The 19,188-nt window shown below is 72.7% G+C and carries 22 protein-coding genes and 1 tRNA gene; 10 read left to right on the forward strand and 13 right to left on the reverse strand.

The window, feature by feature from the left end; translation table 11 throughout:
- Window positions 1–168: 168 nt before the first annotated feature.
- The 5 genes from AB0M93_RS35955 to AB0M93_RS35975 form a co-directional block, all read right to left on the reverse strand.
- Window positions 169–241 (reverse strand) — tRNA-Ala (locus tag AB0M93_RS35955).
- Window positions 242–295: 54 nt separating this feature from the next.
- The gene (glpR, locus tag AB0M93_RS35960; RefSeq protein WP_364282302.1) at window positions 296–1,117 is read right to left on the reverse strand and encodes a gephyrin-like molybdotransferase receptor GlpR; all 822 of its coding nucleotides are present in this window, start codon (window positions 1,115–1,117) and stop codon (window positions 296–298) included.
- 163 nt (window positions 1,118–1,280) lie between these two features.
- Window positions 1,281–1,949 (reverse strand): GNAT family protein, encoded by a 669-nt coding sequence (locus tag AB0M93_RS35965; RefSeq protein WP_364282305.1) that lies wholly within the window; start codon window positions 1,947–1,949, stop codon window positions 1,281–1,283.
- Complete coding sequence (gene glp, locus AB0M93_RS35970) at window positions 1,949–3,226, reverse strand: gephyrin-like molybdotransferase Glp (RefSeq protein WP_364282308.1); 1,278 nt, start codon at window positions 3,224–3,226, stop codon at window positions 1,949–1,951. Before glp ends, AB0M93_RS35965 begins: the two co-directional genes overlap by 1 nt.
- Window positions 3,223–4,128 carry a UTP--glucose-1-phosphate uridylyltransferase gene (locus AB0M93_RS35975; protein ID WP_364282311.1) on the reverse strand — a complete coding sequence of 302 codons (906 nt, stop codon included), beginning with the start codon at window positions 4,126–4,128 and terminating at the stop codon, window positions 3,223–3,225. The genes glp and AB0M93_RS35975 overlap by 4 nt, the downstream gene beginning before the upstream one ends.
- A gap of 24 nt (window positions 4,129–4,152) precedes the next feature.
- Here AB0M93_RS35975 and AB0M93_RS35980 point away from each other — a divergent pair, with 24 nt between their 5' ends.
- From AB0M93_RS35980 to mscL, 4 genes are all read left to right on the forward strand, one after another.
- Window positions 4,153–4,743: a 5-formyltetrahydrofolate cyclo-ligase gene (locus AB0M93_RS35980; protein ID WP_364282314.1), complete on the forward strand. Its 591-nt coding sequence runs from the start codon at window positions 4,153–4,155 to the stop codon at window positions 4,741–4,743.
- 86 nt (window positions 4,744–4,829) lie between these two features.
- A complete protein-coding gene (locus tag AB0M93_RS35985; protein WP_364282317.1) occupies window positions 4,830–5,132 on the forward strand; it encodes an FmdB family zinc ribbon protein in 303 nt (100 codons plus the stop codon).
- A gap of 130 nt (window positions 5,133–5,262) precedes the next feature.
- Window positions 5,263–5,880, forward strand: a complete 618-nt coding sequence (locus AB0M93_RS35990) for an SAF domain-containing protein (RefSeq protein WP_364282320.1) — start codon at window positions 5,263–5,265, stop codon at window positions 5,878–5,880.
- A 57-nt stretch (window positions 5,881–5,937) separates the two neighbouring features.
- Entirely contained in the window at window positions 5,938–6,351 is a 414-nt protein-coding gene (mscL, locus tag AB0M93_RS35995; RefSeq protein ID WP_364282322.1) for a large-conductance mechanosensitive channel protein MscL, read from the forward strand.
- A gap of 6 nt (window positions 6,352–6,357) precedes the next feature.
- On the opposite strand, the gene AB0M93_RS36000 is transcribed toward mscL, so the two are convergent.
- Window positions 6,358–6,528 (reverse strand): hypothetical protein, encoded by a 171-nt coding sequence (locus AB0M93_RS36000; protein WP_364282325.1) that lies wholly within the window; start codon window positions 6,526–6,528, stop codon window positions 6,358–6,360.
- Window positions 6,529–6,704: 176 nt separating this feature from the next.
- The gene (locus AB0M93_RS36005; RefSeq protein WP_013230045.1) at window positions 6,705–7,205 is read right to left on the reverse strand and encodes a molybdenum cofactor biosynthesis protein B; all 501 of its coding nucleotides are present in this window, start codon (window positions 7,203–7,205) and stop codon (window positions 6,705–6,707) included.
- Window positions 7,206–7,328: 123 nt separating this feature from the next.
- Between AB0M93_RS36005 and AB0M93_RS36010 the strand changes: the two genes are divergently transcribed.
- Window positions 7,329–8,390: an NAD-dependent epimerase/dehydratase family protein gene (locus tag AB0M93_RS36010; RefSeq protein WP_364282327.1), complete on the forward strand. Its 1,062-nt coding sequence runs from the start codon at window positions 7,329–7,331 to the stop codon at window positions 8,388–8,390.
- 245 nt (window positions 8,391–8,635) lie between these two features.
- Here the strand turns inward: AB0M93_RS36010 and AB0M93_RS36015 are convergent, their stop codons facing one another.
- From AB0M93_RS36015 to AB0M93_RS36025, 3 genes are read right to left on the reverse strand one after another with little or no spacing between them, the layout of a single operon-like run.
- Complete coding sequence (locus AB0M93_RS36015; RefSeq protein ID WP_364282330.1) at window positions 8,636–9,685, reverse strand: HAMP domain-containing sensor histidine kinase; 1,050 nt, start codon at window positions 9,683–9,685, stop codon at window positions 8,636–8,638.
- Window positions 9,682–10,383: a response regulator transcription factor gene (locus AB0M93_RS36020; RefSeq protein WP_364282333.1), complete on the reverse strand. Its 702-nt coding sequence runs from the start codon at window positions 10,381–10,383 to the stop codon at window positions 9,682–9,684. Before AB0M93_RS36020 ends, AB0M93_RS36015 begins: the two co-directional genes overlap by 4 nt.
- Before the next feature lie 10 nt (window positions 10,384–10,393).
- On the reverse strand, window positions 10,394–11,788 hold the full coding sequence (locus tag AB0M93_RS36025) for a hypothetical protein (RefSeq protein ID WP_364282336.1): 1,395 nt from the start codon (window positions 11,786–11,788) through the stop codon (window positions 10,394–10,396).
- A 159-nt stretch (window positions 11,789–11,947) separates the two neighbouring features.
- Between AB0M93_RS36025 and AB0M93_RS36030 the strand changes: the two genes are divergently transcribed.
- From AB0M93_RS36030 to AB0M93_RS36050, 5 genes are read left to right on the forward strand one after another with little or no spacing between them, the layout of a single operon-like run.
- A complete protein-coding gene (locus AB0M93_RS36030; protein ID WP_364282534.1) occupies window positions 11,948–12,592 on the forward strand; it encodes a glycosyltransferase family 2 protein in 645 nt (214 codons plus the stop codon).
- Window positions 12,589–13,269, forward strand: coding sequence for a DUF2064 domain-containing protein (locus AB0M93_RS36035; protein WP_364282339.1), 681 nt, complete (start codon window positions 12,589–12,591; stop codon window positions 13,267–13,269). The genes AB0M93_RS36030 and AB0M93_RS36035 overlap by 4 nt, the downstream gene beginning before the upstream one ends.
- Window positions 13,269–13,901, forward strand: coding sequence for a class I SAM-dependent methyltransferase (locus tag AB0M93_RS36040; RefSeq protein ID WP_364282342.1), 633 nt, complete (start codon window positions 13,269–13,271; stop codon window positions 13,899–13,901). The genes AB0M93_RS36035 and AB0M93_RS36040 overlap by 1 nt, the downstream gene beginning before the upstream one ends.
- The gene (locus AB0M93_RS36045) at window positions 13,898–15,013 is read left to right on the forward strand and encodes a molybdopterin-dependent oxidoreductase (RefSeq protein ID WP_364282345.1); all 1,116 of its coding nucleotides are present in this window, start codon (window positions 13,898–13,900) and stop codon (window positions 15,011–15,013) included. The genes AB0M93_RS36040 and AB0M93_RS36045 overlap by 4 nt, the downstream gene beginning before the upstream one ends.
- Window positions 15,010–15,597, forward strand: a complete 588-nt coding sequence (locus AB0M93_RS36050) for a hypothetical protein (RefSeq protein WP_364282348.1) — start codon at window positions 15,010–15,012, stop codon at window positions 15,595–15,597. The genes AB0M93_RS36045 and AB0M93_RS36050 overlap by 4 nt, the downstream gene beginning before the upstream one ends.
- Before the next feature lie 137 nt (window positions 15,598–15,734).
- Here the strand turns inward: AB0M93_RS36050 and AB0M93_RS36055 are convergent, their stop codons facing one another.
- From AB0M93_RS36055 to AB0M93_RS36065, 3 genes are all read right to left on the reverse strand, one after another.
- Window positions 15,735–17,156 (reverse strand): trypsin-like peptidase domain-containing protein, encoded by a 1,422-nt coding sequence (locus AB0M93_RS36055; RefSeq protein WP_364282350.1) that lies wholly within the window; start codon window positions 17,154–17,156, stop codon window positions 15,735–15,737.
- 73 nt (window positions 17,157–17,229) lie between these two features.
- Window positions 17,230–18,312, reverse strand: coding sequence for a galactose-1-phosphate uridylyltransferase (galT, locus tag AB0M93_RS36060; protein WP_364282353.1), 1,083 nt, complete (start codon window positions 18,310–18,312; stop codon window positions 17,230–17,232).
- Window positions 18,309–19,109: a DeoR/GlpR family DNA-binding transcription regulator gene (locus AB0M93_RS36065; protein ID WP_364282355.1), complete on the reverse strand. Its 801-nt coding sequence runs from the start codon at window positions 19,107–19,109 to the stop codon at window positions 18,309–18,311. The genes galT and AB0M93_RS36065 overlap by 4 nt, the downstream gene beginning before the upstream one ends.
- Window positions 19,110–19,188: the final 79 nt, after the last annotated feature.

Raw genomic sequence — 19,188 nt, forward strand, 5'->3', positions numbered from 1 at the left:
GGCCGCCCACTCCAAAGTGGACGGCCGCCGAGCTTCCGAACCGAACGCAACCACGGCCGGGGGTCCAGGGGGCGGAGCCCCCTGGCGGGGGTTTGGGGGTCCGACCCCCAAAGAACACGCGAAACAAAAAAGGCCCGCGCCCTCCGCGGGCACAGGCCTTCGATGCTGTGGAGCTGAGGGGAATCGAACCCCTGACCTTCTCGATGCGAACGAGACGCGCTACCAACTGCGCTACAGCCCCTTGGTTGTGCTCGTAGAGCTTAGCAGTGCCCTACGAGCACCCCACAGAGGGGGGTCACTCGCCGACCGCGCGGCGGTACGGGCCGGTCCCGGGCTCGTCGAGCTCCTCGAAGGCCGGGTCCTCGTCGTCGAGGTCGACGACGACCGCGCTGCGGCGGACGCGGGACGTCGGGGACGGCCGGCGCTCGACCACCTCGCGGCGGACCGGCTCGACGACGTCGACCTCCGGCTCGCGGTCCTCCTCCGAATCCGCCACCGAAGGTGCCGGAGCGGACGAGCGCCGCGGCGACCGGGCGCTGTTGAAGCGGGCGAGCCGGCGCTGCCGGATCTCCTCTTCGATGCGCACCTGGCGGCGCAGGTAGACGAGGTAGCCGACGAGCACGACGTCGACCGCGCCGTGGCCCCACCAGGCCAGCGGGAGGACGAAGCCGGCCACGGCGCCGGTGGCCACCGCGATCACCAGCAGGATGACCACGATGCGCTGCCGGAAGCTGTACTTCGCCCGGGCCGCGATTTCGGCGGCTTCCGGGTCGAAGCCACCGCGGCCGGGGCGGTAGCCGGGCCGGTCGCGTTCGGCGGCCCGTGAGCCGCGCTTCGGTTGCGGCAGCGGCTCGGGGTCCGGTTCGGGTTCGTCGTCGTTGAGTTCGAGCTCGGCCTCCAGCTCGGCCAGGTCGTCCTCGACCGAAGGCCGGGATTTCCCGAGGTCGTCGGACATGGCGAATTCCTCCCGGTCCTCGTTGCGTCCACTGCGCACGACCCGGGCCGCGAGCGCCGAGTCGGCCGTTCTCGCGACCTGCTGCCGCCGTCGCGCGACCATGGGCACGAGTACGACGAGCCATGCCGCGGCGAGCGCGACGATGATCACGGAGCTGGGCATCTCCCGTCACCTCCCCCGATCCTTCCACCACGAATCACGTTAGTCACAGGAGTAACAGATCGGGCGCAGACTCGCCGGGTTCGATCACGGAATCGCCTCACCGGATTAGGTGGAACTCACAGCATGTGGTAACGCAGCTACTGACCCGGGTGGGTAATCACGGTCAGGCGTACTCGGCGCGGCCCGCGGCCACCAGCCGCGACACCAGCCCGGCCCCGGTTTCCTCGCGCGTGACGGCGTAGCAATAGTGGTCCCGCCACCCGCCCGCCACGTCGAGGTAGCGCTCGAACAGGCCCTCCTGCCGGTAGCCCGCCTTGGTGAGAACCCGCAGGCTAGCGGTGTTTTCCGGCCGGACAGTGGCCTCCAGCCGGTGCAGCCCGGCCAGGCCGAAGGCGTGGTCGGTGACGAGCGCGACGGCGGCCGTCGCCACCCCGCCGCGGACCACCTCGGAGGACACCCAATAGCCGATCCAGGCCGAGCGCAGCGACGCCCGGATGACATTACCCACAGTGATCTGTCCCGCGAGACGACCGTCCAGGGTGATCGTGAACGGGAGGCACTGACCACGGCGAGCGAGCGAACGCAGCGCCGCCCACTGCGACGGCCACGACCAGAAGGCGTTGCGTTCCGGCCACGGCCCGACGCCGGTCGGCTCCCACATCTCGAGGTGCGCGCGGTCCCGCAGCCGGATCCGGCTCCACTCACCGGCGTCGCGCAGCCGGACCGGCCGGATCGCCACCTCGCCCGCGGGCACCCGCAGCGGGCCGAGCCGCGCCGGCCAGCCCGGGTGCCGGCTCTCGACCGGATAGGACACGCCCGACACGGCGTTCATCAGGCCCGTTGCGCCAGGAACGTGACCTGGACCTGCTCGCCCGCTGCCACCTCGGTCAGCTCTTCCGGCACGTTGATCAGGCAGTTCGCCTCGGCCAGCGACGCGAGCAGGTGCGCCCCGGACTGGCCGAGCGGGTGGACCAGGTACTCGCCGTTCGCCTCGTCACGCAGCAGCTGGCCGCGGAGGAAGCCGCGCCGGCCCTCGGTCGAGGTGATCGGCGACAGCAGCCGTGCGCCGACGATCCGCCGGTGCGGGTTGCGAGTCCCGCGCGCCGCCCGGATCAGCGGCCGCACCAGCACCTCGAACACGACCAGCGCGCTCATCGGGTTGCCCGGGATGAGGAACGTCGGCACGGAGTCGGGGCCGAGCCTGCCGAACCCCTGGACAGAGCCGGGGTGCATCGCGACCCGCGTCATGTCGATCCGGCCGAGGTCGGACAGCGCGGCGTGGACCTCGTCGCCGGTGGCGCCACCGGCGCCGCCCGCGACCACGACGATCTCCGACATCAGCAGCCGGCCCTCGACGATCTCCCGGAGCCGCTTCGGGTCGCTCGGCACGATGCCGACCCGGCTGACTTCGGCGCCGGCGTCCCGCGCGGCCGCGGCCAGTGCGTAGGAATTGACGTCGTAGACCTGCCCGACCGACGGCGTCCGGTCGACGTCGACCAGCTCGTCGCCGACCGACACGATCGAGACGCGCGGCCGCGGGTAGACCAGCACCTTCGCCCGGCCGACCGCGGCCAGCAGGCCGACCTGCGCCGAGCCGATCGTGTCGCCGCGGCGCACCGCGACGTCCCCGATCTGGACGTCCTCGCCCGCCCGCCGCACGTACCCCGCCGAGGGCACCGACCGGTGCACGGTGACCTTGGCCTGGTGCCCGTCGGTGTAGGCGAGCGGCACGACCGCGTCGGCCAGCGTCGGCAGCGGCGCGCCGGTGTCGACCCGCACGGCCTGACCGGGCTGGAGCCGCCGCGGCTGGCGCGAGCCGGCCGCGATCTCCCCGACGACCGGCAGCTGCACCGGCTCCTGTCCGGCGGTGCGGACGTCGACGCTGCGCACCGCGTACCCGTCGATCGCGGCCTGGTCGAACCCGGGCAGCGCGTGCTCGGCGACCACCTCCTCGGCGCAGAGCAGGCCCTGGGCCTCGGAGATCGCCACCCGCACCGGCTGGGGCCGGACGGCCGCGTCCAGTGTCATCGCGATCTGCGCGTCGACCGAGCGGAACTCGGCCTCCTCCTCGGCCGCTTCGGGCCGCGCCGCGTCGAGGGATTCCGTCATGGGCGCTCGGTCCCGAGCCGTTCCGTCAGCCACGCCCGTAAAGATGGACCGTACTCGGGCGTTTCAAGCGCGAAATCGACCGCGGCGCGCAGGAAACCACCCGGATTCCCCAGGTCGTGGCGTCCGCCGCGGTGGACGACGACGTGGACCGGGTGTCCTTCGGAGATCAGCAGCGCGACCGCGTCGGTCAGCTGCAGCTCGCCGCCGCTGCCCGGGGTGATCCGCTTGAGCGCGTCGAAGATCGCCCGGTCGAGCAGGTACCGCCCGGCCGCGGCGTAGGTCGACGGCGCGTCCTCCGGCTTCGGCTTCTCGACCATCCCGTGCACGCGCTTGACGTCGTCATCGTCGGTGTCGCTGACGTCGAACACGCCGTACGGCGAGATCTCGGCCTTCGGGATGTCGAACGCGCAGAGCACGCTGCCGCCGAACTCGGCGCGGACCGCGCCCATCTTCTCGAGCACGCCGGTGGGCAGCACGAGGTCGTCCGGGAGCAGCACGGCGACGGCCTCGTCGTCCGGCCGGAGGTTCGGCTCGGCCTGCGCGACGGCGTGGCCGAGGCCGAGCGCCTGCTCCTGGATGGCGGTTTCGACGGCGAGGAGGCCGGAGCCCCGGCGGACCTTCTCGAGCAGTTCGGTCTTGCCCTTGGCCTCGAGGTTCTGCTCCAGCTCCGGCTGCTTTTCGAAGTACCGGACGACGGCGTCCTTGCCCGGCGAGGTCACGATGACCAGGCGTTCGGCGCCCGCGGCGGCGGCCTCGGCCGCGACCAGCTCGATCCCCGGCGTGTCCACCACCGGGAGGAGCTCCTTGGGCACTGCCTTCGTCGCCGGGAGGAACCGTGTCCCGAGGCCGGCGGCAGGCACGATGGCGGTTCTGAACGTCTGGGAGGTTGCGGCGCCCGTCATGGGCGCAAAGCCTAACGTGAGGTCATGCATGCGCTGGGCAATGAGCACCTGAGCAAGGCGGAGTGGCGTGACCGGCTCCTGCGCGCGCGGGCGGACCAGGCAGCCGAATCCCACGCCCGGGAGGCGTCGGCGCTGGTCGCCGCGGTGTCGAAGGTCACAGCGAAGACCGTCTGCGCCTACCTCCCGTTCGGCACGGAACCGGGCTCGACGGCGCTCGTCGACGCGCTGGTGGCCGGGGGCGCGCGCGTCCTGCTGCCGGTCATCCAGCCGACGCCGGGCCCGCTCGACTGGGCGGAGTACACGGGCGAGGCCGAGCTGGTGCCCAGCCGGTTCCGCGGCATCCGCGAGCCGGGCGGGAAACGCCTGGGTACCGACGCCGTGGGCGCGGCCGAGCTGGTGCTGGTGCCGGCCCTGGCCGTGGACCACCGGGGCGTCCGGCTCGGGCGCGGGGCGGGCCACTACGATCGCTCGCTGGTCTTCGCCGCGGCGGACGCCGCGCTGGTGGCGGTCGTCCGGGACGAGGAGCTGGTGGAGCGGCTGCCCGGGGAGGCGCACGACGTGCGCATGACCGGGGCCTTGACGCCCGGTCGAGGCGTGGTCGAGCTGCCGGTGTGAGCAACGAGGAATTGCTTTCCGGGAAGGTTTTCCCGCACAATCGAGTTGGCACTCAAGTCGGATGAGTGCCAGCAAAGGAGCCGTCAGTGCCTACGTACCAGTACGCCTGCAAAGAATGCGACCACCGGTTCGAAGCCGTGCAGTCGTTCTCGGACCCCAGCCTGACCGTCTGCCCGCAGTGCTCCGGGGCGCTGCGCAAGGTGTTCAGCTCGGTCGGCGTCGTCTTCAAGGGGAGCGGGTTCTACCGCACCGACTCGCGCGACTCGAGCAAATCGAGCACCACCGCCACGGCCCCGGCGAAGACCGAGACCAAGACGGAGTCGAAGCCGGACACGAGCTCGGCATCCTCCTCCTCGAGCACGACGAAGACGGCCGCCGCGGCGTCCTGACCCCGGAGTTGTCCACAACACCCCGGTTGTCCACAGATGCCGGACGTGGCCCTTCCGGCGGCCCGTCCGGCTTCCCTAACGTCGATCTCGTGCGGCAGAGCGCCGCACCCGATCCGACCGAGGGGGCACCGTGGACGTCCTGGCGAGGTTCCGCTTACCCGATCCCATCCGGCTGCCGAGCCGGCGGACGCGGCTGATCCGCCGCTGGCTCGCCGCCTGCCTGCTGCTGACCGGCGCGTTGCTGCTCATCCACCCCGGCTCCGCGCGAGGCGCCCCGACCGTCCTCGCGGCACGCGATCTTCCTTCCGGCGCGGCGCTGCACGCTGCCGACGTCCGGCTGGCCGACGTTCCTGATCAAGCACGTCCGACGGGCGTGTTGAGCTCCCTCGACGCCGTCGACGGGCGCCTGCTGGCGGGTGCCGTCCGGGCCGGGGAACCCCTGACCGACGTCCGGCTGGTGACCGTCCCCGCCCCGGGTGAACCCGGCACGGCGACCGTGCCGGTCCGGCTGGCCGACGCGGCCGTCGCCGAGCTGCTGGGCCCGGGCCGTCGCGTCGACGTCGTGGCCGCGCCGGAACCCGGAGCGCCGGCGTCCGTACTGGCCGGCGGAGCCACGGTGGTGACGGTCGGGCACCAGGAGCCGTCCACGGCCAAGGGAGCGCTGGTCCTGCTGCGGCTTCCGGAAGAGATCGCGACGAGGGTGGCGGCGATTTCACTGGAGCGTCCGGTAACGGTTACTCTCCGCTAGCCCGCGCCCGCCGAGACGGGCGGCGGCGTCCCCTTCCCGGTTCGTGAGGAGAGCAAGGTGCTCAAAGGTTTCAAGGACTTCCTGATGCGCGGCAACGTCGTGGACCTCGCCGTGGCGGTGGTCATCGGCTCGGCGTTCACGGCGATCGTCACGGCGTTCACCGGCGGCCTGATCAAGCCCCTGATCAACACGATCGGCGGCACGGACGCCGCGCAGGGCCTGGGCTTCCGGATCTTCTCCAGCAACCCGCTGACGTTCCTGGACTTCGGCGCCGTGATCAACGCGGCGATCAACTTCGTGCTGGTCGCGGCGGTGGTCTACTTCGTCATCGTGATGCCGGTGAAGAAGCTGCAGGAACGCCGCAAGCGCGGCCAGGAGCCGGGCCCGTCGGAGCCGACGGACGTGGAGCTGCTGATCGAGATCCGCGACCTGCTGCGCGCGCAGAACCGGCGCGAAGAAGACCGCGGCTGACGGCGGTCAGCGGTCGTGGTGCGGTGGCCGGTTCTCCCGGTACCAGTCGTCCGGGAGGCCGGTGCGCCGATCGGGGTCGCGTTCGTCGGAGGTCGTCTCGGGCAGGACGTCCCCGAAGATCTCGTCCACCCGGCGGCGCTGCTCGCTGGTCTGGGGTTCGCGCTGTTCGCCCGGCATGACCCCAGTGTCCCACGGCGTGTTCTTTGACAACTCCAGAGTGAATCCCGCCCGCGGCGGCGGGCCGGGAGCCCGGCACCCGCGCCCCGGCGGCGGGCTCGCAACCCGTTCCGCCTTCGTCGAGTGCGAGCGCCCCTCCGGGGCGGAGAGGCGCCGCTCCGGCTCGCTGACGCCGGTCAGACCTCTTCGAGGCCGGAAAGCTCGTCGATCACGTGCGGCACGAGCGAGGTCAGCGTCGCCATCCCGTCGCGCACCGCGGAACGCGAGCCGGCGAGGTTGACCACGAGCGTGCTGCCGGACACCCCGGCCAGCCCGCGGGAGATCCCGGCGTCCACGGCCCCGGCCGCCAGCCCGGAGGCGCGGATCGCCTCGCTGATGCCCGGGATGGGGCGGTCGAGCACACCGGCGGTGGCGTCCGGGGTGCGGTCACGCGGCAGCACGCCGGTGCCGCCGACGGTGATCACCAGGTCGGCGCCGCCGATCACGGCGGTGTTGAGCGCGTTGCGGATACCCGCGGTCTCGGCCTCGACGACCACGACACCGTCGACGATGAAGCCCGCTTCTTCGAGCAGCTCCGTGACCAGCGGGCCAGTGGTGTCCTCGTGCTCGCCGTGCGCCACGCGATCGTCCACGATGACCACGAGGGCCCGGCCCAGCCGTTGTGCACTCCGTTCCATGGCGCCCACCGTAGCCGGTTTCGGTGGTCGGCCGCCGGGAGGTGCCGGGTGAGTTCTGACGATTCCGTGACGTGCGGCCGCGGCCCCCGGCGGACCCGGGCGCGCGGCCCTAGCGTGGCCGGTGTGCGCGTACTGGTCACCGGCGGAGCCGGGTTCATCGGGTCACACATCGCCGACCTCCTGGCGGACGGGGGTGACGAGGTGGTGGTGCTGGACAACCTCCTCCCGACGGCCCACGGGTCCCGCACCCCGCCGCCGTACACCGGCAGGCACCGCTTCCTGCGCGGCGACGTCACCGACGCCGAGCTGGTGGCGGAGCTGCTGGACGGCACCGACGCGGTGTGCCACCAGGCAGCGGTGGTCGGGCACGGCATCGACCCGTCGGACGCCCCGTCGTACGCCCTGCACAACGACTACGGCACGGCGGTGCTCCTGGCCGGGATGCACGCGGCCGGCGTGCGCAAGCTGGTGCTGGCGTCCTCGATGGTCGTCTACGGCGAAGGCCGGTACGCGTGCCCGGACCACGGCGTGGTGGCGCCGGCACCCCGCCGCCGGTCCGATGTGGACGCCGGCCGCTTCGAGCCGCGGTGCCCGTCCTGCGAGGCGGAGCTGAGCTGGCAGCTGGTCCCCGAAGATGCCCCGCTGAACCCCCGCAGCACGTACGCGGCGACGAAGCTGGCGCAAGAACACCTGGCGGGCGCCTGGGCGCGCCAGACGGGCGGCAGCGTGTGGGCAATGCGCTACCACAACGTCTACGGCCCGCGGATGCCCCAGAACACCCCATACGCCGGAGTGGCATCGCTCTTCCGGTCGGCACTGGCTCGAGGCGAGGCACCAAGGGTCCTGGAGGACGGCCGCCAGCAGCGCGACTTCATCCACGTCCACGACGTGGCAAGGGCCAACGTCCTGGCGCTGCGCACCGAAGGAGCGGCGGCCGACATCACCCCGCTGAACATCTGCTCGGGCACCCCGCACACGGTCGGCGACCTGGCCGAGGAGCTGGCCCGTGCCTGCAACGGCCCCGCCCCGCAGACCGTGGGCGGCGCCCGCCCGGCCGACGTCCGACACGTGGTGGCGGACCCCGCCCGCGCCCGCAACCTGCTCGGCTTCACCGCCGAAGTCGCGTTCGCGAAAGGCATCGCGGACTTCGCGACAGCGGAGCTCCGGGAGCCGGTCTCGCCCTGACCACCGAGGTATCCCGCATCAACCCCGGACCGGCGGGGTCGCCGCCAATCGCCGACGGCACCGCCTAGCCTCGACAGCCCACCTCACGCCGGCCACCGCCGCTCAACCGCAAGCCCGCGGCAGCCCAACCTGGGCAACCCGACCACCGCCGATCCACGCGACCCCGGCACACCCAACCGCACCCCGGCCCACCGGCGATCCGCGCGCAACCCCGCCGCCGCGAAACCCGGCCTCGCCCCAGCCGCCTAAGGCATCGCGAGCGGCAGGCGAACCTCGAACCGGCACCCCGGCCCGTGGTTGTGCACCCCGATCCGCCCGCGGTGCGCCTCGACCAGCCCCTTGGCGATGGCCAGCCCCAGCCCGCCACCGCTGGTTGTCCCCCCGCGCTCGGGCGTCCGCGCCTGCGTCCCCCGAAACGCGACATCGAACACCCGGGTGATCTCGTCGTCCGGGATGCCGCCGCAGGAGTCGTCGACGGCGAGCAGAGCCTCGTCGCCGTCGACGCCGATCTCCACGGCCACCGTCCCGTCCGGCGGGGTGTGCCGGATCGCGTTGGACACCAGGTTCCGCACGATGCGGGCCAGTTCCGGGTCGCTGCCGGTCACCACCGGCCAGGTCGACGCGCTGGCGAGCACGCGCACCCGCTTCCGCTGGGCGACCGGGGCCTGGGCGGCGACGGCATCGCTCACGACGTCCCGCAGCGGCACCGCGGACATGGTGAGCTCGAGGGCGCCCGCGGTGATCCGCGAGAGCTCGAACAGGTCGCCCACCATCGCGGAGAGCCGTTTGGTCTCGCCGCTGATCCGCTGGGCGTAATCGGCGACCTCGTTGCGTTCGGAGACCACGCCGTCGGCCAGCGCTTCGGCCATCGCCTGGATGCCGGCCAGGGGGCTGCGCAGGTCGTGGCTGATCCAGGCGACCAGCTCGCGCCGCGATGCCTCGGCGGCGCGTTCCCGCTCGCGCGCCTCCCGTTCCCACACGCTGCGGCGGGCGATCGCCCGGCCCAGGATGATGGCTGCGGGCACGGTGACCAGCGCGACGAGCAAGCAGACCAGCAGCATCGTGGTCAACGCCGGGGTGAACATGAACCCGCTGACGCCCAGGACGCCGATCAGCGTGGCGAGCACCGGGATCAGCACCAGCACCGTCAGCGTGGTGGCCAGCGAACCGCGGCGCAGGACGTACAGCGCCACGCCCCCCAGCGCCGCGACCGGCAGCGAAAACATCAGCGCGAACGGCAGGATGTGCCAGAGATGCGTCAGCATCTCTGCGAAGGATTCGCCAGAGCCGATCACGGCTGCCCCCGGTCGTAGCGGTAGCCGACGCCCCACACGGTCGCCACCCGGGTCGGCTTGGCCGGGTTGCGCTCGATCTTTTCGCGCAACCGTCGCACGTGGACGGTCACAGTGGACTGGTCGCCGAAGTCCCAGCTCCACACCTTCTCGAGCAGGTCCGCACGCGAGTAGGCGACGCCGGGGTGGGCGAGGAAGAACGCCAGCAGGTCGAACTCCCGCGTGGTGAGCGGCAGTTCGCGGCCGCCGAGGGTCGCGGTCCGCGCCTTCATCTGCAGGCGCAGGTCGCCGTCCACGAGTTCTGCGGCGGCCGGCTCCGGGCGCGGCATCCGGGCGCGGCGCAGCACCGAGGCCACGCGGAGGGCGAGCTCCTTGGGGCTAAACGGTTTCGTCACGTAGTCGTCGGCGCCGAGCTGGAGCCCGGCGATGCGGTTCTCCTCCTCGCCGAGGGCCGTCAGCATGACGATCGGCACCTGGCTCACCTGGCGCAGCCGCCGGCACACCTCGAGGCCGTTGATCCCCGGCATCATCACGTCGAGGACGACCAGGTCGGGCTCGTGGGCGGCGAACCTGGCCAGCCCCTCGGCGCCGTCGCCGGCCATGTCGACGGTGAACCCGGCCACCTCGAGGTAGCGGCGGACGACGTCGCGGACCGTCTCGTCGTCGTCGACCACGAGCACTCGCCCGGCCTGATCGTCCATCACGTCTCCCTCACCAGCCCGTCAGCAACAGGTGGTTGACCGCCAGGGCCGTCGCCGCCTGCGCGGCGAGCCACCACCGGCGCCCGGGTCGCGGCAGCAGCGCCGTCATCGGCAGCAACCACGCCCCGAACGGTAGCCAGATCCGTTCGGTCTCGGCCTTCGACAGGCCCGAGACGTCGGCGAAGAGAATGGCGGCCAGTGCGGCGAGGCCGAGCAGGAGCACCGGGTCGGTGAGCAGGGCCCGGCGCGGGGACCCCAGCCCCCGCCGGACGGCGGCCACCACCGCGGGGCCGAGGGCGACGGTCACCGCCGCGAGGTCGGCCCACACGAAGTACGAGTACGGCCGGACCAGCGCGACGCCCTGGTAGTAGCGCTCGACGACCAGGTGGTAGCCGTCGAGCCACCAGAAACCGGCCCAGGCGAAGGCGCCGACGACGGCCAGTGCGGCGGCGATCGCGAGTGCCGCCGCCCGCCACTGCCGGCCGAGGACGGCGACGGCCAGCGCGAGCAAGCCGAGCAGCACCAGGCCGTACGAGAGGAAGATGCCGAAGCCGAGCAGCAGGCCGGCGGCCAGCCCGGCCGGAACGGCGTACCGGCGGCCGTCGGCGAACCCCTTGGCGGACAGCGCGAGCAACGCCAGCCCGGTGGCGGTCACCCCGGCGAACAGGCCGTCCGCGGACACGCCGATCCACACCGCACCGGGGGTCAGGACGGCGAACGGCAGCACCTCGCGACCCGTCTCGGGCCGGCCGAGCAGGGCCACCGTGGCCGGCACGGCTACCGCGACCAGGCTGCCGACGAGCACGACGGCCGTAGCCGCCCACGCACCGCCGTGCAGGCCGAGCCGGTCCAGCCAGACGAACACGAGCGTCGCGCCCGGCGGGTGCCCGGAAACGTGCGTGGTCCACGAGTGCGGCTGGAAGTCGAGGATGCGGGAGGAGAACTCGCGCAGCATCCGCGGGATGTCGGTGATCCCGGGCACCTCGTGGAGGTACTCCTGCGGGATGGTGAGGTGTCCGGCGAACCCGCGGGTCCAGCCGTCGACCATGGCCAGGGAGAAGATCCAGGCGAGCGAGGCGAGGTAGCCGACGGCGAGCGCGCCGCGCCAGGGCAGGCGGGCGGCCAGCGTCGGGCCGTGGAGCACCACCGAGACCGCGACGAGCACGGCGAACACCGACCCCGGGCCGACGTGCGGCAGCCAGTCGGCGAACAACGGCGGCGCGGAGACGAAGATGATCACGCCGGAGTGCGGCCGGTTGTAGTACAGGCCGACGGCGGTGGCCGCGGCGACGAGCACCGCGGCGGCCGCCACGGCGAGGAGGTCGGCGCGACGGCCGGAGACCGGGGCTTCGGGTTCGCGGGCAGGCGGCTCGGCGAGCCGGGCTGCCGAGTTCGGCTCGCTCATCGCTGCCCACCCTAGGGCTGCGAAGAGCGCTCCGCGCACCCGGAACGGGAGCCGTAACGACGCGGTAAGAACTCGCCGGATGTCATGATTCGGTAAGCCCCGCAACGGTTCTACGGCGTTCGGCGCGGCCTTACGGTCAGCGCCGTGACTGACTCAGAAGTGGACGTCGTCCTCCCCTGTCTCGACGAAGCGGGGGCCCTGCCCGGCGTGCTGGCCGCGCTGCCGCCGGGCTACCGCGCGATCGTGGTCGACAACGGCTCGACCGACGGCTCACCAGAAGTGGCGGCCGCGCTCGGCGCGAAGGTCGTCCACGAACCGCGGCGCGGCTACGGCGCGGCCGTGCACACGGGGCTGGAAGCCGCCACCACGGACATCGTGTGCTTCGCCGACGCCGACGGGTCCCTGGACCTCGCCGACCTGCCGCAGCTGGTGAGCGCGGTCGAGCACTGCGCGGACCTGGCTGTCGGACGCCGGGTGCCGACCGGGCCCGGGGTGTGGCCGTGGCACGCGCGAGCGGGCAACGTCGTACTGTCGTCGCTGTTGCGCAGCCGCGGGCTGCCGGTCCGCGACATCGCGCCCCTGCGCGCGGCGGACCGGCTGGCGCTGCTCCGCCTGGGTGTCACCGACCGGGCGTTCGGCTATCCCCTGGAACTGCTGATCAAGGCCCAGCGCGCCGGGTGGGAGGTCCGCGAGTTCGACGTCCGCTACGGCGAGCGCGCCAAGGGGACGAAGTCGAAGGTGTCCGGTTCGGCGCGGGGCACCCTGCGCGCGGTCCGCGACTTCGGGCGGGTGCTGGCCCGATGACGCGTTCGTTCGTCCTGCTGGTCGTGGCCAAGGCGCCGGTTCCGGGGCTGGCCAAGACCCGGCTCTGCCCGCCCGCGACGCCGGCCGAAGCGGCGGAGATCGCCGCGGCCGCCCTGCTCGACACGCTCGACGCCGTCGGCTCGGTCCCCGGTGCCGTGCCCGTCGTCGCGATGACCGGCGACCTCGGCGCGGCCGCCCGGGCCGCCGAACTCGGGACGGCGCTGCGGCGCGTCACCGTCATCCCGCAGCGCGGCCCGGACTTCGGCGCCCGGCTGGCGAACGCCCACGCGGACGCCGCCGCGCTGCACGCCGGCCTGCCGATCCTCCAGATCGGCATGGACACCCCGCAGGTCACGCCGATGTCCCTCGCCGCGGCAGCCGCACCGATCCTCGGCGGCCACGATTCGGTGCTGGGCCCGGCCGTGGACGGCGGCTGGTGGGTGCTGGGCCTCACCGAGCCGCGGCACGCGCAGGTCCTCGCGGACGTCCCGATGTCCCGCGACGACACCGGCGAACGCACCCTGCGCGCCCTCACCGCGTCCGGGTTGCGGCCACGACAGGCGGCCTGTCTGTCCGATGTGGACACCATGGCCGAGGCCCGCTCGGTGGCGGCGGCGTGCCCGGACGGCCGGTTCGCGCGCGCCGTCGCGGCGGTCGGCGGACGGGCGGTCGCGTGATGACGGCCCCCGTGACCACCGGCCACGAGTTCGACCGCGGCCTGCTGGGCCAGCACTGCTGGCTCGAGCTGGCGAGCGGTGAGCGGATCGAGCTGCCGGTCGAACGCTGGACCGCGCCGTCCGAAGGCGACGACGTCCTGCTCGACGCCTGCTCCGGCCCGACCGTCGACCTCGGATGCGGTCCCGGCCGCCTCACCGCGGCGCTGGCTGGGCGCGGGGTCGTGGCGCTGGGCGTGGACAGCTCACGCACGGCCGTCGCGCTGACCCGGCGGCGCGGCGGGAGTGCGTTGCAGCGCGACATCTTCGACCGCCTGCCCGGCGAAGGCCGGTGGCGGCACGCCCTGCTCGCAGACGGCAACATCGGCATCGGCGGCGACCCGGCCGCGCTGCTGCGGCGCACGGCGCGGCTGATCGCCGCCGACGGCGACGTCCTCGTCGAGCTGGATCCGCCCGGCCGCGGCCTGCGGCACGAGCGCGTCCGGCTCCGGCCCGGCCACGCCGACGTCGCCTGGTTCACCTGGGCGTGGGTCGGGGTGGACGCGATCGCGGAAGTCGCCCTGCGCGCCGGGTTGCGCGTCGACTGGACCACCCGGCACGACCACCGCTGGTTCGCACGATTGGAGCGGTCGTGAAGCTTCCGATCCCGACAGAAGAGCAGTTCCGGGCCCCGGCGCACCACGAGCGCGTGACGTCGAGGATCGGCTTGGCGCTCGCGATCACGTTCACCACGTGTTTCGTGACGGGACTGATCAGTCACCTGATCCAGCACCCGCCCGAATGGTTCTGGTGGCCCAGCCGCCCGGCCGGGCTCTACCGCGTCACCCAGGGGCTGCACGTGATCTCCGGCGTCGCGTCGATCCCGTTGCTGCTGGCGAAACTGTGGAGCGTCTACCCGAAGCTGTTCGGCCGGCCGCTCGTCCGCTCGCTGCCGCACGCCCTGGAACGGGTGTCGATCCTGGTGCTGTCCGGTGCGGCGTTCTTCGAGCTGACGACCGGTCTGCTGAACGTCGCGCAGAACTACCCGTGGGGCTTCTACTTCCCGCAGGTGCACTACGCGGTCGCGTGGCTGGCGATCGGGTCGATCCTGGTCCACGTGGCGGTGAAGCTGCCGGTGATCCGCCGCGCCCTGAGCCGGGCCACCGTCGAGGAGCCACCGGCCGCGGGGCTGTCCCGGCGGGGCTTCCTCCGCACCACCGGGCTCGCGACCGGCGTCGCGGTCGTGGCGACCGCCGGCGCGACGGTCCCGTTCCTGCGCGGCGTCTCCGGCCTCTCCTGGAAGACGGGCAAGGGCACGCAGGACCTGCCGGTGAACCGCACGGCGGCGGCCGCAGGGATCACGTGGTCTCCCGCGTGGCGTCTCTCGGTGGTGACTCCGCGCGGCACGACGAAGTTCTCGCTCGACGAGCTGCGTGCCCTGCCGCAAACGACGGCGGAGCTGCCGATCGCGTGCGTGGAGGGCTGGAGCCAGTCGGCCACCTGGCGCGGGATCTCCTTGCCCACGCTCCTGAAGGCCGTCGGCACGTCACCCGGCACCGCGGTCCGGGTGTCCTCTTCGGAGCGTGGCGGCCTCTACGGCGTCAGCGTGCTCCCCGGCGAGCACACGGCCGACGAACTGACGCTGCTGGCTCTGGAGCTGAACGGCGAGGTCCTCGCCCCCGACCACGGCTTCCCCTGCCGGATCATCGCCCCGAACCGCCCCGGCGTGCTGCAGACGAAGTGGGTCACCAAGCTGGAGGCGCTGTGAAGACCGCTCGCGTGTTCCTCGTTCTGCCGGGTCTCGCGGCGCTGGCGTGGGGTGTGGTGCTGTTCGCCGAATATGCGCTGCCGCTGCGTCCGGACGTCTTCGGCACGGTGGGCTGGATCGTCGGCGGCCCGATCCTGAACGACGCCGTCGTCGCCCCGCTGACGGCGGTCCTCGGCATCGTCCTGGCCCGCCGCCTCCCGTCCCGCTGGAAGGCCCCGGTCATCGCGGGCACGGTCACCACCGCCGTGCTGGCCATCCTGGCGTTCCCGCTGCTCTGGCGCCCGTACGGAACCCCACCGATGCCCGGCCTCCACGACGGCAACCCGGCCCTCGGCCTGACCCTCACCATCGCCGTGGTCTGGCTCCTCGTGGTCCTGACCGCCCTCCGCCCCCGCAAAGCCCCGCCAATCACACGTGATGCCCCTCCAATCACGCGAGATGCCCCTCCAATCACGCGAGATGGCCCGCCAATCACGCGAGATGCCCCTCCAGACACGCGAACCGACCTTCCGCGTACGCCGGCCGACCCTCCAGGCACGGCAGCCGACCCTCCGGGTACGCCGGCCGACCGTCCCGGTTCCTGACCCGGGCACAAATGCGGCCACGCGCGACCGGCATCGAGTGCCTGGTCGCGCGTGGCCTTGTGGGTCCGGCCCCGGAATCGGGGGTCGAGCCGAAGCTGGTCTCGGCCGCGCCAGGGCGACCGAGCGTCTGGAACCGATCAGTTGGGCTGGACGGGCTGGCCGCCGAGCGTCACCTCGACCGTGCGGCCGTCGGACAGCGTGAACGTCGCCTTCTCGTCCGGGGCCCGGGTGCGGACGGCCGCGACCAGGGTGTCGGCCGAGTCGATCGGGCGGTCGTCGATCTTGGTGACGATGTCGCCCGCCTTCAGGCCGGCCTTCTCCGCCGGGCTGCCCGCGGTGATCGCGCCGAGCTCGGCGCCGCCCTGGGGGGCGTCCTTCACCTGGGCGCCGATGTAGGTCTGCACCGCCTGGCCGGTCTTGATGATCGTGTCCGCCGTGCGGCGGGCCTGGTCGATCGGGATGGCGAAGCCGATGCCGACGTTGCCGCCTTCGGACGCGCCCTGGCCCTGGCCGCCGGACGCCGACTGCGGGCTGTATATCGCCGAGTTGATGCCGATGACCTGGCCGGACATGTTGGCCAGCGGGCCACCCGAGTTGCCCGGGTTGATCGCCGCGTCGGTCTGGACCGCGTCCATCACCGTGGTCTGGTCGCCGCTGCTGCCGCCGGCGCGCACCGGGCGGTGCAGCGAGCTGACGATGCCCGAGGTGACCGTGCCGGCCAGCTCGAACGGCGAGCCGATGGCGACCACCGACTGGCCGACCCGCAGGTCGTCGGACCGGCCGATCTCCACCGGGGTCAGGTTGCTGACGCCGCTGACCTTGACGACCGCGATGTCGGTCGTCGGGTCGCGGCCGACGACCTTGGCGGCGGCCTTCTTGCCGTCCTGGAACACCGCCTGGATCTGGCCGCCGTTCGCGGCGACCTCGACGACGTGGTTGTTGGTCAGGATGTAGCCGTCGGTGCTGATGACGAAGCCGGAGCCCTCGCCCGCCCCCTGCTGGCCGCTGACCTGCAGCTCGACCACGCTCGGCGACAGCTTCTGCGCGACGGCCTCGACCGAGCCGGCCGGCGCGTTGCCGGTCTGCTGGGCCGGCTTCGGCGCGTCGAGGGCGTTGCTGGCCGGACCCGACGTCCCGCCGGTCAGGTACCCGACCGCGCCGCCCGCGATGCCGCCGACCAGCAGCGCGACCAGCGCGACCCCGGCGAGCAGCTTCCCGCTGGACCGCTTGGGCTGCGGAGCCGCCGGCGCGTTGTAGACCGACGTGCCGGGCTGCCCGTACGGGTTCGGCGGCGGGTAGACGCTCTGCTGCTGCGTCTGGCCGGACGGCGGCTGCGCGCCCTGGGCGGACCAGGGGTTCGCGCTCTGCGCGCCGTACGACGGATCGGCCCCGGTCACCGCGTGGTAGGACGGCTCGGAGTACTGCGGTGTACCGCCGGACTCGGGCTGGGCCTGCTCACCGTACGGGCTACCCGCCCAACCGCCCTGAGCCGGCTGCCGGCCGGTCTCGGGGTGCCTCGGCGCCGCGGGGTCGTGTGCGCTGGGGTCGTTCTCGGTCATGTCCTCACCTTGCGCGATGGTCCTGAGAGCTTCCTGAGCCGAACCTGTGCATCGGAGATGAGTATGGCCGGGATCAGCCTGCCGCGCGGAGCCGTTCCGCGATCTGCTCCGGCGTCGCGTCGTTGATCCACACCGCCATGCCCGACTCGGACCCCGCCAGGTACTTCAGCTTGTCCTTCGCCCGCAGGACGGAGAACAGCTCCAGGTGCAGCCAGCCGAGCTCCCGGTCGCGGCGCACCGGCGCCTGGTGCCACGCGGCGATGTACGGCAGCGGCCGGTCGTACAGGGCGTCGCAGCGGCGCAGGACGTCGAGGTAGACCTCGGCGAAGTCGTCGCGCTCGGCGTCGGTCAGCGCGGGGATGTCCGGGACCTGCCGGTGCGGCACGATCTGGACCTGGACCGGCCAGCGTGCCGCCGGCGGCACGTACGCCGTCCAGTGCTCGCCGGACGTCACCACGCGCGCGCCGGACTTGCGCTCGGCCGCGAGCACGTCGCCGAGCACCGGGCGACCGTGTTCGGCCTGGTAGGCGCGGGTGACGTCGAGCATCCGCTCGGTCTTCGGGGTGACGAACGGGTAGCCGTAGATCTGCCCGTGCGGGTGCGACAGCGTGACGCCGATTTCCTCGCCACGGTTCTCGAACGGGAAGACCTGCTCGACGCCGGGCACCGCGGACAGGCCGGTCGTGCGGTCCGCCCACGCGTCCACCACCGCTCGCACCTGCTTCGCGCTCAGCTGGGCGAAGGAGCCGTCGTGGTCGCTGGTGAAGCAGACGACCTCGCAGCGGCCGCGGCCGGGCCGCACCGGCACCAGCCCGAAGCCGTCCACGGTGGACGGCTCGCCGATTACGTCCTCGGCGAAGGACGGGAACCGGTTCTCGAAGACGACGACGTCGTAATCGCTTTCGGGGATCTCACTCGGCTTGCCGGGCTTGCTCGGGCAGAGCGGGCACAGGTCGGCCGGCGGCTTGTAGGTCCGCGTCTGCCGGTGCGCGGCCATCGCCACCCACTCGCCGGTCAGCGGGTCCAGCCGGATCTCCGACGCGGCCGAAACCGGCGGCAGGTCGCGGGTGTCCTCGGCTACGCGGTCGGGCGCGCCGGGCTGGTCGAAGTAGATGATCTCCCGGCCGTCGGCCAGGTGTCGTACGGTGCGCTTCACGCTTCTTGGGCCTCGTCCGTCTCCGCCGTCTCGGCGATCATGAGTTCTCCCACCCGTTCGGCGAGAATTTCCTTGGCGTCGTCGGGAAGGCCGTCATCGGTGACGACGACGTCGGCCTCGTCGAGGTCGGCGATCGTGGAGATCCCGACGGTGCCCCACTTGGTGTGGTCGGCGAGCACGACCAGCTTGCGCCCGGCTTCGACCAGCGCGCGGTCGGTCTCGCTCTCGGTGAGGTTCGGCGTCGTGAAGCCCGGGCCGTCGGCCATCCCGTGCACGCCGAGGAAGACGACGTCGAGGTGCAGCGACCGCAGGCTGTGCACGGCGACCGGGCCGACCAGCGCGTCCGACGGCGTCCGCACGCCGCCGGTGAGCACGACCGTGCGATCCGGCTGCGTCGACCCGCGCAGGACGTCCGCGACCTGGATCGAGTTGGTCACGATGGTGAGGCCGGGGATGGCGTCGAGCGCCCGCGCCAGCGTCCACGTGGTGGTGCCGGCGGAGATGCCGATCGCGGTGCCGGGCCGGACGAGCGTCGCGGCGAGCTCGGCGATGGCTTCCTTCTGCGCGCGCTGGCGCACGGACTTGGCCTCGAATCCGGGTTCGTCGGTGCTCTTGCCGACGACCGAGGTGGCGCCGCCGTACACCTTCTCGACGAGCCCGCGCCCGGCGAGGACGTCGAGATCGCGGCGCACCGTCATGTCGGACACGCCCAGCCTGGTCACCAGGTCACTGACCCGGACCGCACCGGTCCGGCGTGCCTCTTCCAGGATCACCGCCTGTCGCTGACGCGCCAGCACCGTTCAACTCCGTCCCCGTCGCACCAATTACACAAAATCCTACACGATTCAACACAGGATCCGCAGCGGCGAGGAGGGT

Origin of the sequence: Amycolatopsis sp. NPDC051102, assembly GCF_040682815.1 — a bacterium.
In the GTDB taxonomy this organism is placed as follows: domain Bacteria; phylum Actinomycetota; class Actinomycetes; order Mycobacteriales; family Pseudonocardiaceae; genus Amycolatopsis.

Excerpts from the sequence above, each read along its gene's own strand:
- AB0M93_RS36040 (WP_364282342.1), top strand. The coding sequence starts at position 13,269 with ATGACGGCCCCCGTGACCACCGGCCACGAGTTCGACCGCGGCCTGCTG.
- AB0M93_RS36000 (WP_364282325.1), bottom strand. The coding sequence starts at position 6,528 with ATGCCGGGCGAACAGCGCGAACCCCAGACCAGCGAGCAGCGCCGCCGG.
- glp (WP_364282308.1), bottom strand. The coding sequence starts at position 3,226 with ATGACGGAATCCCTCGACGCGGCGCGGCCCGAAGCGGCCGAGGAGGAG.
- AB0M93_RS36025 (WP_364282336.1), bottom strand. The coding sequence starts at position 11,788 with ATGAGCGAGCCGAACTCGGCAGCCCGGCTCGCCGAGCCGCCTGCCCGC.
- AB0M93_RS36005 (WP_013230045.1), bottom strand. The coding sequence starts at position 7,205 with ATGGAACGGAGTGCACAACGGCTGGGCCGGGCCCTCGTGGTCATCGTG.
- AB0M93_RS35980 (WP_364282314.1), top strand. The coding sequence starts at position 4,153 with ATGCATGCGCTGGGCAATGAGCACCTGAGCAAGGCGGAGTGGCGTGAC.
- glpR (WP_364282302.1), bottom strand. The coding sequence starts at position 1,117 with ATGCCCAGCTCCGTGATCATCGTCGCGCTCGCCGCGGCATGGCTCGTC.
- AB0M93_RS36035 (WP_364282339.1), top strand. The coding sequence starts at position 12,589 with ATGACGCGTTCGTTCGTCCTGCTGGTCGTGGCCAAGGCGCCGGTTCCG.
- AB0M93_RS35965 (WP_364282305.1), bottom strand. The coding sequence starts at position 1,949 with ATGAACGCCGTGTCGGGCGTGTCCTATCCGGTCGAGAGCCGGCACCCG.
- AB0M93_RS36055 (WP_364282350.1), bottom strand. The coding sequence starts at position 17,156 with ATGACCGAGAACGACCCCAGCGCACACGACCCCGCGGCGCCGAGGCAC.
- AB0M93_RS35975 (WP_364282311.1), bottom strand. The coding sequence starts at position 4,128 with ATGACGGGCGCCGCAACCTCCCAGACGTTCAGAACCGCCATCGTGCCT.
- AB0M93_RS36020 (WP_364282333.1), bottom strand. The coding sequence starts at position 10,383 with ATGGACGATCAGGCCGGGCGAGTGCTCGTGGTCGACGACGACGAGACG.